We start from the raw sequence: 14,856 nt of genomic DNA on the forward strand, positions 1-14,856 counted from the left end.
CTCTTAAGCTCTTTACCTTCCAATTTATCTATTAATAACTTTATTCCATAATATCCAAGGTCCACTGCATTTATATCAACTGATGATAAAGAAGGCTTTTGAAACTCTGCTAATGGAGTATTATTAAATCCTACTATAGCTACATGGTTTTTTCCTATTTCTTTTAGAGCCTTAATAGCACCAAAAGCTAATAAATCATCAGTGGTAACCAAAGCTGTTATATGTGGATTTTTTAGTATTTCCTTGGTAGCCTTATATCCATCTTCTTCATTAAATTCTTTCATATGAATAATATACTCTTCTGAGAAATCTATATCATTAATTTCTCCTGCCATTTTATATCCTTTTAATCTATCCTTAGATACACTCCATTTCTCCCTTCCCCCTATAAAACCAATATTCCTATTTCCTCTTTGTATAAGCCTGTTTACTACATCATACATGGCCCTAAAGTTGTCATTATCCACCCATAACAAATTCTTAGAATCCTCTGGTCTTCCTATAACAACAAAAGGAAAATTTATTTCTTTTAAGTATTCTATGGTTTCATCCTTCTCCTTAGCCCTAAGAAGACATATACCATCTACTAATTTACTAGTAGTAAAATCCCTTATATACTCTTTTTCACTCTCTTCATCCTTACTATATGCATAGGTTATATAATAATTCTTACTTTGAGCATATAAGCTCATCCCCTTCATAGCCTGAACAAAGAAATGATTAGATAATAAATCCTGTGCTTCATTTGGAAGTACTACTCCTAAAATTCTAGTTTTATTATTTGCAAGACTCCTAGCTATGGCATTAGGCTTATATTCTAACTTTTTTATTGCCTCCATAACCTTTTTTCTTGTTTCTTCACTTATCTTAGGATTATTTGATAATACTCTTGATACAGTAGATGGGGCCACATTAGCCTCTTTAGCAACATCCTTTATAGTAACCTTCATAACTTCACCCTTTTCTATGAATTTATCATCCATTACTCTACCATAAATTTTAAACTACAAATATAGCTTATCAGCTAGTAACATATTAAACAAGATTCTTTGTAATATTCCCCTTATTTATTAAACCTATTAAACTTAGAATATTGAACTTCTTAATAGAAATAATAAGTAATGCATTATAGATTTTATAGGAGCAGATGTATACCATATTCAATATAAACTTAGAGACTTAAAATATTATTTTGGAAAAGTAGACGGAAGGTATGGAGAAATCATGAAAAAGCAATAATAGAATTCAGAGAGGATCATGACCTGCCTTTATCTCATAATATAGATTTACCTTTTTATAAAGCTATAGGAATTGAATTCTTTGAATAACTAATACTTCTAAAGCCTTTCCTTTGTAACACTTCATATTTCTTACAATATTATATTATTAAAGAATTTTTTGGAGTAATAGTTATGAATTCTAATATTAATATCCCTCCTCTTAACCCTACAGATGAAAAAAGGCATGATATTTTAAAAAAAGAACTAAAGAAGCTTGGCCGGTTAGGAGATTTTAATCATATTATAAATCTTTTAAGTCCTCCAAAAGATATTACATTCTATGCTCCTTTAGGATCTTTAAAAGGAGTAAAAGTTGGAATACTTGGTGGTGGCTCTTCTGGCCTTGCTGCTGCCTTCGAACTTAGGAAACTAGGAGCAGATATAACTATATATGAAGCTAATAGTGATCGAATAGGTGGACGTGTATACACTTATTATTTCGATAAGAATAAAAAATATTATGGGGATTTAGGTGCCATGAGAGTACCTATATCTCACGAAACCACTTGGCATTATATTAACTTATTTAACTTAGAAACTTTGCCCTTTGTTCAAAATAACCCTAACACTTTTTTATGGATAAGAGGAACTAGAACTCGGAATACTTCCTCTAATATAGAGAAATATATTTATCCCTTATTTAGTCTATCTGAATTTGAAAGAAACATCCCTTGGGATAAATTCATTAAATATGTCTCAAACTACTTTATTAAAACTCTACCTATTAAAGAAAGAATTGAAACCTTAAAAATCCTTAAAAATTATTCTCCTTTATATAATAGATATAGTGCTATGGGAGTTCGAAAATCTTTAAATTATCTTAATTTAAGTGAAGGAGCCATAGAGCTTATCTCCTCTATAGACCCTTTTTTAGGTGCATACTTCTACTATGCTAATGGAGAAGTAATGCAGGAAAATTATTCTTTAGATTTTACTACCCTTTATAAAATTAAGGGTGGTATGGTGAATCTACCTTTATCATTTTATAATAGCCTAATGTCAGACTACCCTAAAGAGTATAAAGATATTCCTAATGAAGTTTTAGGTAAATGTGATTTTAAGGCTGGTCATAGAGTTACTAGCATATATAAAACTCCTGAGAACAATAAAACTTTAATTGAATATAGAAATAATTCTGATACAGGTTATGGGTTTGAATCCTTTGATTATATAATTTGCACCCTTCCCTTTAGTGTATTAAGAGAAATAACTTTAAATCCTATCTTTTCTTCTAAAAAGATGCAAGCTATTAGAGAGGTTACCTATACTGACTCTCATAAAGTATATTTCTACTGCAAGAAAAAATTCTGGGAAGAAGAAATGCCTTACGGTGGTATAAAAGGGGGAATATCATATACAGATGAAGCTATACAAACTATTGCATATCCTTCAGATCATGTATATGAAAAAAGCTATTCCTTGGACGCACCCGGGGTATTACTAGCATCCTATAACTTAGGACTGGACTCCACAAGGGTTGGAAATATGAGAGAGTCAGATCAAATAGACTTTGTTAAAAGATCTGTAGAAAGGGTACATGGACTTCCCTATGGATTTTTAAATGATTTAGTTACTGATTATAAAAATTTCAATTGGAATGGAGCTCCCGATTTTAAAGGTGCTTTTTGTATCATGTCTCCATGTCAAAAACAGCTTTTTGCTTATGATATGATAAAACCAGAATATGATGAAAGAATATTCTTTGCTGGAGAGCATATTTCTACTAAGCATAGTTGGCTTCAAGGAGCATTATATACTGCTAAAACTGCTGCTAATGCCATAGCTAAAACAAACTTAAAAAAAGTACTAAAGCTTTACTCTTAAGTGTACGATGAAATAATCTATCCACCTAACTTTCAATTTACGGTGGATTTTTTAACATAACATATAAACAGTTTATTCCTAACTTATTAACGGTTTATTTATAATATGTTAAAATATATTAACATCCAATTATATTGACATTGACTCGATTTTCAATTATTATAATACTCGTAGACAATGTTAAAAGGGAGTAGTAATAAATATAGTATCAACATAACGGCGAGGAATATCGCCTGGTATTATATACCAATCCTATTGGTTACAAGACTTTTAATGTGATTCTAGGATCTAGAATTATATTAAAGGTCTTGTTTTTTATTCTAAAATTTGAAAGGGGTCATAACAAAATGAAAAACGCCTATAATAAATCTAAAGATGAATTAATGTCCATGTTAACCTCAAGTACTAGCGGTCTTACTAGTGATGAGGTTAACAAAAGAAAAGCTACCTATGGCTTAAACAAGCTTAATGAAGGTGCTAAAAAATCTATTTTCTCAGTATTTATGGAGCAATTTAAAGATCTTTTAGTTATCATACTAATAATTGCAGCTACCATATCTATGTTTTTAGGAAATCCTGAAAGTGCTATAGTTATCTTTGCAGTAATAGTTATAAATGCTATTTTAGGAACTGTTCAACATATTAAAGCAGAGCAATCTCTAAACAGCTTAAAAGCACTTTCTGCACCAATGTCTAAGGTATTGAGAAATGGCGAGAAAGTTGAAATAGCTTCAGAAGAAGTCACTGTAGGAGATATACTATATTTAGAAGCTGGTGATTTTATATCAGCAGATGGTAGAATAATTGAGAATTACAGTCTTCAGGTTAATGAAAGCTCATTAACTGGTGAGTCTTTAAGTGTTATAAAGAATGATGAGATTATTAATGAAAATAATGTTCCTGTAGGAGATAGAAAAAACATGGTCTTTTCTGGAAGCCTTGTAACCTATGGTAGAGCTACAGTATTAATTACCTCTATAGGTATGGAAACTGAAATCGGAAATGTTGCAAAGCTTTTAGAAAGTGCAAAGGAAAAGAAAACTCCACTACAAGTTAGCTTAGATGACTTCGGTAAAAAATTAGCTATTATAATCCTTATAATCTGTGGAATTATTTTTGCTTTAAACATGTATAGAGGCTACAATCTTATTGACTCCTTTATGTTTGCCGTAGCTTTAGCTGTGGCTGCAATTCCTGAGGCTCTTAGTTCTATAGTTACTATTGTACTAGCTCTTGGAACTCAAAAGATGTCAAAAGAAAATGCTATAATAAGAAAGCTACAAGCAGTTGAAAGTCTTGGAAGTGTTTCTATAATATGTTCTGATAAAACCGGAACTTTAACTCAAAATAAAATGACTGTTAAAAAGTTATATGTAGATAATAAATTAATAGAAGAAAATAACCTTAAAACTGATAATACATTAGAGAACAAGTTACTTTTAATGAGTATCTTATGTAATGATGCTACCTCTACTGCTGAAGCAGAACTTGGAGACCCAACAGAAGTAGCTCTTGTAAACTTAGGTCAAAAATATGGCTTAAACGAATTATTTATAAGAAATGAATATAAGAGATTTAGTGAAATACCTTTTGACTCTGATAGAAAACTTATGAGTACCCTTCATAAAATAAATGGACAAACTTTAATGTTCACTAAGGGTGCCCTAGATGTAATGCTTAATAGAGCTGTAAAAATAGAAACTTCTAATGGAGTTCGTGAATTAACTAAAGAGGATAAAAAGGCTATAGAAGATGTAAATAGAAAATTATCTCAAAGTGGTCTTAGAGTTCTATCCTTTGCCTATAAGGAAATAGATGAGACTAAAGACTTAACTTTAGAAGATGAAAATAACTTCATATTTGTAGGTCTTATTTCCATGATTGACCCTCCAAGAGAGGAATCAAAAAAGGCTGTAGAGGATTGTATAAAGGCTGGAATTAAGCCTGTTATGATAACTGGTGACCATAAGATCACAGCAGCTGCTATAGCTCGTGAAATAGGAATACTTAAATATGAAAGTGAAGCTATTGAAGGTTCTGCCCTTGATAGTATGAGTGATGAAGAACTAAGGAATAATGTAGAAAAATATTCTGTTTATGCTAGAGTATCTCCTGAACATAAGATAAGAATAGTAAATGCATGGCAGGAAAAAGGTAATGTAGTTGCCATGACTGGAGATGGAGTTAATGATGCTCCTGCTTTAAAACAAGCTGATATAGGTATAGCAATGGGAATCACAGGAACAGAAGTTGCAAAAGATGCTGCATCTATGATACTTACAGATGATAACTTCGCAACTATTGTAAAATCTATAGCTAATGGTAGAAATATATATTCAAATATAAAAAATTCTATTAAGTTCTTACTATCTGGAAATACTGCTGGAATTTTATCTGTTTTATATGCATCAATACTTGCACTACCTGTACCTTTTGCACCTGTGCATCTATTATTTATGAACCTACTTACAGATAGTCTTCCTGCTATAGCTTTAGGTCTTGAACCTCATAATAAAAATGTTATGTCAGAAAGACCTAGAAATATAAACTCTTCAATCCTTGATAAAAGTTTTGCCCTTGGAGTTTTAATTGAAGGTGTGCTTATAGCTATAGTTACCATGATAGCCTTCCATATAGGTTTAAGTAATGGTGATGCACTTCTAGGAAGTACTATGGCATTCTCTACACTATGTCTTGCAAGATTAGTTCATGGATTTACATGTAGATCTAAGGAATCTGTATTTAAGATTGGTTTCTTCTCTAACAAGTATTCTTGGATGGCATTCTTAATAGGATTTATCTTATTAACATCTGTTCAACTAATAGAGCCTTTAAGAGGAATATTTGAAGTAAGTAAACTTAGTGGTAATCAATTCCTTACTATATATGTATTATCCTTAGTTCCATTTATAATTCTTCAAGGATATAAATTAATATCAAATAGAAATAAAGTAGTTAAAACAGTAGAGGTAGATAACTCATCTAACAAAACTGCTGCTTAATAAATAAAAAGAATCCATGGTGAAAAGTTCACCATGGATTCTTTTTTATTTTATTAATTATAGATTTTCTTTAATAACTTTTTTAACTTCTTCTAAATAATTCTTTCTGGTTTCATCTTCTACAGTTGGCACTCCTCCAAAGAAGACGTGATCTATTACCTATTATTATTTAAATCTAGTGAAATTCAATGAAATCTAGACTTAGGTTTGAAAATTGAATATATGACTTTAGTATCTCACACTTCTTAGTTCTATAAGAGGTCCCCATGAGTATTACTAGTGGAAGATAATGCTCAGGAGTTGGTACTCCTTTATTCCCATAAGGCGCTTCTTTATAATTTAAAATTCCATCTATATTAAAATTATCTAGACTATTCATAACATAATCATGAAATTCTTTTGCCCAAGGGGATATATTTTCATTTATATCATAACTCATATCAGTTAGATAAAGGTTGTGGATTATCCCTCCACTTCCTATGATTAAGACATCTTCATGCTTTAGTGGCTCTAATGCCTTCCCTATATTAAATTGCTCCTCCATAGGGAGATTTCTATTTATAGACATTTGAACTACAGGAATACTTCCCTCTGGATCTAATAGCTTAAGCACTGACCAGCTACCGTGATCTAATCCTCTATTGTTATTAATATCTACCTTTATATTTTTTTCACTTAGTTCATGATTTAAAAGATTCTTCACCCTTAAACCTAAAAGTTTATCTCCTTTTGCTGTTACCTTTTCTTCATATAAAGCTCTTGGAAAACCATAAAAATCATATATGGTGGTAAAGTTATCCATGACCCCTATCTCTTGTACATCACTTTCATAATGAGCAGATATAACTAAAATTGACTTTGGTTTTTTATGGTCTTTAAAGTAATCTCTAATGGATTTTGTGTAATCATTATTTTCATGAATTAAAGTAGGTGCTCCATGCCCTAAAAAAATACTAGGCATCATAACTATTCGCCTCCCATCTCTATATTTTGGTAATTATTATTTTTTATTTAACTCACTCTCTACTATAGCTTCCATATTTTCTATGCTAGTTACTCCATAGATAACTTCTTCTCCAATTACAAAAGTAGGTACAGAGCTTATTTCTGCCTCTTCATAAGAATGATGTAAAGCTCTTTGCTGAAGATTCTTATACTTGTCATCTTTTAATGCTAATCTAAAATCCTCTTCTTTAAGGTCTAATGCTTTTGCAACCTCTACTAAAACCTCTGGATCCTCAATATCTTTTTCATCTCTAAAGAATGCCTTAAATACATTATCAATATATTCATTTCCTTTATTATTTTCCTTAGCATAGTGATATCCTATAAATGCTAAATTGGTATATGGATGAGGAGAAATATGAGGTAAATTCATATCAAGCTGAAGATTCTCCGCCATAGGCTTTATAAATTTATTCCATGACTGAACCTTCATAGCATCTTCCCATGGATCAAGCTTTGGTGCTGGAATAGGTCTTAGTTCAAATGGAAGATACTCTATGGTTACATCTTTATCTTTAATAGACTCCTCTAAAACTTTCTTTCCTAAATAACAAAATGGACAAACAAAATCTGTGTATACTTTTATATTTAATGACATATTAATTCCTCCTAAAAATAATATTTCTATATAATTTACTAAATTTAATACCTATATCTAATTATCCTATGATAAATTAATTTTAGAACTTACATATTGTAGGGTTCCCTTGTTAATTTTTAGCTTATACATGTATTCAAAACATATGATCATAATATAATTAAATCTTCAAATCATTGTAACCATTTTAGTTACAACTCATATAAAAAAATATTTAATATAACAATCAATCCTATGAGAATACACTTACCTTAATTATTAATAAGATTAATGTAACTACTTTAGTTACAACAACGTTAAAAAAATATTTCTTTAATTATAGGAATAAAGTTTATAGATGTAACCGTATATGTTACAACTTTATTAAAAAAATTGAATAGTTTTTATTCAATTTCTTTTCTAAGTCCTAGGACTATATCTTCCATAGTCACATTTCTTAGAACTTCTTCCATAGCTTTTTCAGCTTTAGCTAAAATAATTTCAAGAACTCCTTGTATATTAGCTCCTATAGGACATTTTGGATTAGGGTTTTCATGGATTTGAAAAAGTTCTCCTTCTTCAACCACATCTACAGCTCTATAAACTTGAAGTAATGTAATATCCTTTATATCTTTTAAAAGATATGCTCCTCCAGTTCCCTTAGGTACATCAACTAAACCTGCCCTTTTAAGCATTCCAATGACCCTACGAATTACTACAGGATTTGTATTTACACTACCAGCAACCCACTCTGAAGTACATAAATTAGTGTCTTCCATGGATATTATAGATAAAATATGAACTGCTACAGAAAATCTACTGCTTATCTTCATTTTTATCACTCCTGTTGTAATCATTATAGTTACAACCAAAGAATATGTCAATAGTATTTATAAATCTTTTTACAATTAAATATATCTCCAATCTTTTTAATAGTTTTCCTCATACTCTCTAACAAAAATTTATATTAAACTCTATAATTCTTTTAAGATAATTGAATTTAATTATCTATTATCATATTTAGCTTTTAATCTAAAAATATAAAAAGGTAGGTCTATCTTATGATAAACCTACCTCTTCTTAAAATATATAAAATATAACTTTTATCTGATGGCTAGGAACTGTAACACCTCATCCGCGTGAAAGGTGGTGGTTAACAGTTGCTACGCCCCTAGATTAACTCATCTAACCTTTAGATAGTTGAAAAAATACCATCTAAAAGAAGATTCATTCTACATTACTCTTACATAGTCCTTATGAACATATCCAACTTTACCATTGGCATTTATGTAATACCAATCACCACTCTTATCTTTTATGTCAAAGGTTTGTCCATTATATAAATATCCTACTACAGCGGTATTTGTTCCAGCTCCTCTTCTTACTCTTAAGTTGCTAGTTACGTTAATTACTTTTCCCTTTGTTATATTTCCTACTTCTGGAGTAGTTGGTTTATCTGTATTTCCTCCGTTATTAGGATTAGATCCCTTAATTTCTTCTACATAATCTTTATGAACATATCCAACCTTGCCACCAGCATTTATATGATACCAATCTCCACTTCTTCCTTTTATCTCAAAGGTTTGTCCATTATATAAATATCCTACTACAGAGGTATTTGTTCCAGCTCCTTGTCTTACTCTTAAGTTGCTAGTTACGTTAATTACTTTTCCCTTTGTTGCCTTTTCTACTTCTGGAGTAGTTGGCTTCTCAGGATTTCCTCCATTATTGTTAGGATTAGACTCTTTAATTTCTTCTACATAATCTTTATGTACATATCCAACCTTGCCATTGGCATTTATATGATACCAATCTCCACTCTTTCCCTTTATTTCAAAGGTTTGTCCATTAATTAAATATCCTACTACAGAGGTATTTGTTCCAGCTCCTTGTCTTATTCTTAGGTTACTGGTTACATTAATCACTTTTCCCTTTGCTACCTTCTCTACTTCTGGAGTAGTTGGAGTCTCAGGATTTTCTCCATTATTATTTTCTGTAGGATTATCTGTGTCCCCACCATTGTTATTCTCTGTAGGCTTATTTGCTTCCTCACCATTATTATTTTCTGATGGTTTATCTGTATCTCCACCATTGTCACTGCTTGTCCCTAAACTTCTTTGTATAATTGAATATATAAGCTGACCATAGGTTTCTCCATCTTTAAAAGCCTCTTCAAAAGATGGATACTTATTTCTATCAAACCCTGGATAAGCCCACTTACCACCAAGTTCTTCTAAAGTTTTTGCACTTCCTCTAGTAACAAGGTGAAATCTAGGATCTACTAGCTCATTTTTTAATGGCTCTGTTGATGCATATGCTTTTAAGTGCTGTACTTGAGCTCTTATACCTTCTCTCACATCCTTAAACATAGCAGCGGTTGTCCCACCATTAAGTGCTCCAATTCCTCCAAAATTATTATAATCAGGCTTAACTATTCCTTTCCCATGTCCATAGGTAAAGTATCCGGTTTCATGAAAGGCCTGAGCAACAAGAATATCTCCTCTTACACCTTCTAGTTCTGCCTCTTCATAAGCTATATCTATAAATTCTTCTGGTGAAACTTGAAGTTCATAGTCCGTCTTATTTAAAGAGTTGAAATAATTTTTCATATCCTCTCTAGTAGCTTCTGAAGCTCCCATTATATTATTACTTTTACTATAAGCTGTGCTTTTATAAGTTCTTGTATTTACGTTCTCACTACCATAAGCAGTGCTACTTAATAATGCAGTACTTGAAATAGTTAATGAACTAGCTATTATAATAGGTATTAATTTATTTCTATTCACGTTACCCCTCCTAATTTCTACATTTTTCTAAATTTATATACAAATTTCACCATAGATAAATTATACATTATAAATCTTCAATAGTTAATAGGGTTTATAAAATATTTGTTCACAATGAAAAATTTATGTTACTATTCTTTAACAATGTAAACATACCTTAAACAATTGGTTAATATTTCAATAAATGGTTTGTACACTCCAACTTTTAATATACAATAGTGTAAAAGGTCAAAAGGAGATGATGCATATGGGGGAAAGTTCCTATCTATGGTTTAGTAGGTTTTTAGCTCCTAATGTATAAAGATAACCATCTTTTATTGCTATAGGGGCTTTTAATAAGGTATCTTAAAGAAAATAAATAGTATATTTTGTCTAGTTATTTTTTGCGAGATTCCTAAATATAAATTTTAGGAAAGAGGTATTTATTATGTCACAATTAGCAGTTCAAATAAAAGAAAGAGAATTTAACGAAAATTCAAGATCTATAAGAAAAAATGGAGAAACTCCTGGAATAATATATGGAGAATTTTTAGAGAAATCTATTCCTATTAAAGTTGAAAATTCTATCCTAAATAGATTATTAAAATACAACTCTAAGGGCTCTATATTAAAACTTAATCTTAATGATAGTCCTAAATATTGCGTTGTTAAAGAGGTTCAAAAGGATATTATAACAGGTAAGGTTATTCACGTAGATTTCCAATATGTTAAGGAAAATGAAGTTATAAAGATGAAAATTCCAGTAAATTTTGTGGGACTTGATAATTTAGAACTTAAAAGACTAGTTCTAGAGTCCTTCTTAAATGAAATAGAAATGCAAGGCCAGGTTGAGGAAATACCTGAATATATAGAAATAGATGTGTCTAACTATAACTATGAAGATAAAATATTTGTAAAAGATGTAAAGCTACCTGAAGGGATTAGACTTCTAACTGAAGGTGAAACTCTTTTAGCTGTAGTTAACGGATAGATATATAAATTAACCTTCTCAAAATAGAGATTATTTTGAGAAGTACATATAAGGATTTTCAAAACCTAAAGGAGCTGTCTCAAAATAAAAATTGAGACAGCTCCTTTATAATTTCACAATATGCATTAATTTTTAATTGTATTATAGGACTTATTCTAAATCAAATGAAAATTCAATAATGGAGTTTTCATTATCATCAATATTTTCTACATATATTTTATCAATTACTGTTTCAAATCTTTCATCATAGAAACTTAGTTCTTCAATTGCCTTATTAAACTCTATTTGTTCATTAGTCCTACCTACAGTTAAGTGAGGACAATATGTTATCTTATTGTATAAGAATTTTTTTAATATCCCACTATATAATTTATCATGAAGTTCAATTATATGATCATTCCCCTTCTTTACATTAAGAAATAAATACCCATCTCTAAAATCACCTGTGAAATCTCTCAATTGAATACCAAATTTTTTTACCCCTTTCAATGATTCATTAAAATGTTTTTTTAGTTCTTCAGTAGATATCTCACTTTCAAATGGAAAAACTATAGTAATATGAGGTTGAATATAATCTGCAAGTGAGTCATACTTTTTTCTTATGTTTTCAATAGTATTCACATTACAAAAATTTGGAAATAAAATTATTGATCTTTTCAAGAAAAATCCCTCCTAAATGAATAATTTAAAACTCATATAAATCTCCTGCCAATTCTTCAAGGAGCTCTATATTAATCACCTCATAAAAATTATTTTTCTTTTTTATGATTTCTTTAGTACAAAGATTATTTAAAGTTCTTAAAAGATGCCTATAACTTGTGCCTAAAAGTTCTGCAATTTCCGTAAGATTACCCTCAAAATACGTTATATCCTTATTTTCATCTACCTTATGAGAAACAATTGCTAATATATAACTAGCCAATCTATTTTCAAGGGGATATAAAATATTTATAGAACTATCTTTACTTAACTTATTTAGCTTATATCCTAGGGAATCACATATGAATTTTAGAAACTCATGATCCTTTAATAAATACTTTCTTATATGTTTAAAGGCTATAGCAATGCAATAACTATCATCTATGGTCTGAACATTAGAATGAGCTTTTTCATATTTAATAACCTCAATATCTCCTATAGCCATAAAGGGTTTATAAAAACATAGGAGCAAGGATTTACCATTACTTAAGAAATTATATACCTTTGCCCTCCCCTCTACAAATAAATAAAGATATTCTATGGTTTCATCAGTTCTACATATATGTTCATTCTTTTTAAAGAAGAAAAGTTCCATATACCCTGTCATATCCTTTGTAAAAATCTTGTTTATATCATATTTAAAAATATATTCTTCTAATCTCTTCCTATCATTAATCTTCTCCACATTAAAATCCCCTTTTCTAAACGCTATTCACAGAAGGAATGTTCTTTCAACCATCTGAAGTTTAGATGAGTTAATCTAGTGGCATAGCAACTGTTATCCCTCATCTTTTAAGAAGATTGAGGTTTTACAGCTAGTAGCCATCATATGAATTTATAATACTATGACATATGTCATAATACAACTTCTAATTTCTGTGATAAATTTAAATAGATAATTTAGGAGGTGGACTATGTATAAATTATATTCTGGAATTATAGGAGTTCTTATATCTATAATGATGGCCTTTAACGGAACCTTATCTAGATACACTGGGGATTATTTAGGAAGTGTTATTATTCATGGTATTGGTCTTATTGGAGTTATCCTAGTTTTAATAATTACAAGAAGTAAAGTAACATTAAGAAAACAAGCTCCCCTATACCTTTATAGTGCAGGTGCCATAGGAGTATTTACTGTACTTTTCAATAATATGACCTTTAAAACTATAGGTATATCATTGACTATTGCTTTAGGTCTCCTTGGACAATCTCTTGCATCCATAATAATAGATCATTATGGGTTACTTGAAATGCAAGTTATTAAATTTAAAAAGAAAAAAGTTTTTGGTCTTATATTAATATCCATTGGTATATTAATAATGACCTTTTATTAGGAGGTTTTTTATGATAAATGTATTACTTGCTGTACTAGCTGGAGCATCTATTGTGGTGGCAAGAATAATAAATGCTAACCTGGCAAATAGAATAGGTTTATTTCAAGGCACATTTTTTAATTATATTGTAGGCCTAGCATTATCTTTCTTATTCTTATTAATTAGTAAAGAGCCCATGTTTTTATCATCTTCTCAGCTCTCTTCCATTCCTTCCATTGCATACCTTGGTGGTATAGTTGGAGTTATGGTAGTAGGTATGTCTAGCTTTATAAACCACAAGATATCTGCCTTTTACTTAACCTTAATCATATTTATTGGTCAGCTTTTTTCTGGAATCATTATTGATTATTATACCTTAGGAACTTTATCTTTAGGTAAGATAATAGGTGGAACTCTTGTTGTTTTAGGTCTTCTTTATAATTTAAATGTAGATAGTAATGTAGAAGAGGCTTAATAAATCAATACTATGAGCATTGAAATCATTTAATACTCATAGTATTTTTACTTAAGTTTATATATCTTTTAGTATCTCCTTTATATAAATCTCCTTACATACAAAATAATAAATACTTTGAAAAATTATATATATGATACTTATAATTAAGGTGCTTATTAATCCGTATAAATACAGGTCTGACCCTTTATAGAAAACACTAGTATAAATAAGAGCTATTAATATCCCAATTATTAAAGGGATAAAAAATATGATTTTTATTTCTTTAGAAATGTATTTTCTAATTTCTTCATCCCTTATTCCTATTTTATATAGCTTTCTATAGGTTTCCTTATCACTTTGTATATCCGAAAATAATCTTAGAAATAAAACTACGCAAATGGATATAAAAAAGAAGATTCCTATAAAGGTTACTAAATATAGAATAAGTCCTCCCCCTTGTTTATTATAATCATAAGCTTGAACTTTTGAAGAAATATATCTGCTACTATCATTTATTTTAATATACTTATTTTCAGAATTATTATCATTATTATATTTATACAAAATTTTATTTAATTCATTTACTACTGGTTTTGTTTCCTTCCAATGTTTAAAGTTTAAAACATGTATTCTTCCCTCACCTAAGTTAAATTCACCATTTTTTATACTCATATAATCTTCATCATTTACTACAATAAACTCATTTCCTAAATTTCTAATAGTATTAATTACTATATTGAAAATGTTCTCTTTATTGTAAAAAGTTCTTCCTCCTATGAATAAAGACTTTTCCTTATCTTCCTCTTTATTCACCTCATCCTTTATATTATCCTGAACAACCCTTATATAACTCCCTTTTTCTATGTTGTAACCTTTATAATTCAATTTATTAAATTCCTTATTAGGTATAACCATAATTTTATGAAACCTAATGCTTCCT

The 14,856-nt window shown here is 29.7% G+C and carries 14 protein-coding genes; 6 read left to right on the forward strand and 8 right to left on the reverse strand.

Features of this window, described 5'->3' with window-relative positions:
• The coding region (locus AB2369_RS05675; RefSeq protein WP_367665518.1) for a LacI family DNA-binding transcriptional regulator at window positions 1-950 on the reverse strand (950 nt) is incomplete at its 3' end.
• 187 nt (window positions 951-1,137) lie between these two features.
• Here AB2369_RS05675 and AB2369_RS05680 point away from each other — a divergent pair.
• From AB2369_RS05680 to AB2369_RS05690, 3 genes are all read left to right on the forward strand, one after another.
• Window positions 1,138-1,239, forward strand: a complete 102-nt coding sequence (locus AB2369_RS05680) for a peptidoglycan-binding protein (protein ID WP_367665519.1) — start codon at window positions 1,138-1,140, stop codon at window positions 1,237-1,239.
• 173 nt (window positions 1,240-1,412) lie between these two features.
• Entirely contained in the window at window positions 1,413-3,104 is a 1,692-nt protein-coding gene (locus AB2369_RS05685; RefSeq protein ID WP_367665506.1) for a flavin monoamine oxidase family protein, read from the forward strand.
• A 347-nt stretch (window positions 3,105-3,451) separates the two neighbouring features.
• Window positions 3,452-6,106, forward strand: coding sequence for a cation-translocating P-type ATPase (locus AB2369_RS05690; RefSeq protein ID WP_367665507.1), 2,655 nt, complete (start codon window positions 3,452-3,454; stop codon window positions 6,104-6,106).
• Window positions 6,107-6,281: 175 nt separating this feature from the next.
• Here the strand turns inward: AB2369_RS05690 and AB2369_RS05695 are convergent, their stop codons facing one another.
• From AB2369_RS05695 to AB2369_RS05710, 4 genes are all read right to left on the reverse strand, one after another.
• A complete protein-coding gene (locus AB2369_RS05695; RefSeq protein WP_367665508.1) occupies window positions 6,282-7,070 on the reverse strand; it encodes a class III extradiol ring-cleavage dioxygenase in 789 nt (262 codons plus the stop codon).
• A 36-nt stretch (window positions 7,071-7,106) separates the two neighbouring features.
• Window positions 7,107-7,709 carry a DsbA family protein gene (locus AB2369_RS05700; RefSeq protein ID WP_367665509.1) on the reverse strand — a complete coding sequence of 201 codons (603 nt, stop codon included), beginning with the start codon at window positions 7,707-7,709 and terminating at the stop codon, window positions 7,107-7,109.
• A 383-nt stretch (window positions 7,710-8,092) separates the two neighbouring features.
• On the reverse strand, window positions 8,093-8,521 hold the full coding sequence (locus tag AB2369_RS05705) for an Rrf2 family transcriptional regulator (RefSeq protein ID WP_367665510.1): 429 nt from the start codon (window positions 8,519-8,521) through the stop codon (window positions 8,093-8,095).
• Window positions 8,522-8,920: 399 nt separating this feature from the next.
• Window positions 8,921-10,474 carry an SH3 domain-containing protein gene (locus tag AB2369_RS05710; RefSeq protein ID WP_367665511.1) on the reverse strand — a complete coding sequence of 518 codons (1,554 nt, stop codon included), beginning with the start codon at window positions 10,472-10,474 and terminating at the stop codon, window positions 8,921-8,923.
• 427 nt (window positions 10,475-10,901) lie between these two features.
• Here AB2369_RS05710 and AB2369_RS05715 point away from each other — a divergent pair, with 427 nt between their 5' ends.
• Window positions 10,902-11,444: a 50S ribosomal protein L25 gene (locus tag AB2369_RS05715; protein WP_367665512.1), complete on the forward strand. Its 543-nt coding sequence runs from the start codon at window positions 10,902-10,904 to the stop codon at window positions 11,442-11,444.
• Window positions 11,445-11,594: 150 nt separating this feature from the next.
• Here the strand turns inward: AB2369_RS05715 and AB2369_RS05720 are convergent, their stop codons facing one another.
• Both AB2369_RS05720 and AB2369_RS05725 read right to left on the reverse strand, forming a co-directional pair.
• Complete coding sequence (locus tag AB2369_RS05720; RefSeq protein WP_367665513.1) at window positions 11,595-12,104, reverse strand: 2'-5' RNA ligase family protein; 510 nt, start codon at window positions 12,102-12,104, stop codon at window positions 11,595-11,597.
• 25 nt (window positions 12,105-12,129) lie between these two features.
• Window positions 12,130-12,828, reverse strand: a complete 699-nt coding sequence (locus tag AB2369_RS05725) for a cyclic nucleotide-binding domain-containing protein (protein WP_367665514.1) — start codon at window positions 12,826-12,828, stop codon at window positions 12,130-12,132.
• 229 nt (window positions 12,829-13,057) lie between these two features.
• Between AB2369_RS05725 and AB2369_RS05730 the strand changes: the two genes are divergently transcribed.
• Together AB2369_RS05730 and AB2369_RS05735 are read left to right on the forward strand one after the other, a co-directional pair.
• Window positions 13,058-13,480, forward strand: a complete 423-nt coding sequence (locus AB2369_RS05730; protein WP_367665515.1) for a DMT family transporter — start codon at window positions 13,058-13,060, stop codon at window positions 13,478-13,480.
• A 10-nt stretch (window positions 13,481-13,490) separates the two neighbouring features.
• Window positions 13,491-13,934: a DMT family transporter gene (locus tag AB2369_RS05735; protein WP_367665516.1), complete on the forward strand. Its 444-nt coding sequence runs from the start codon at window positions 13,491-13,493 to the stop codon at window positions 13,932-13,934.
• A 57-nt stretch (window positions 13,935-13,991) separates the two neighbouring features.
• Here AB2369_RS05735 and AB2369_RS05740 read toward each other — a convergent pair.
• A partial coding sequence (locus tag AB2369_RS05740; RefSeq protein WP_367665517.1) for a hypothetical protein occupies window positions 13,992-14,856 on the reverse strand: 865 nt, incomplete at its 5' end.

Source organism: Clostridium sp. (genome assembly GCF_040797585.1).
Lineage (GTDB): Bacteria > Bacillota > Clostridia > Clostridiales > Clostridiaceae > Clostridium_Z.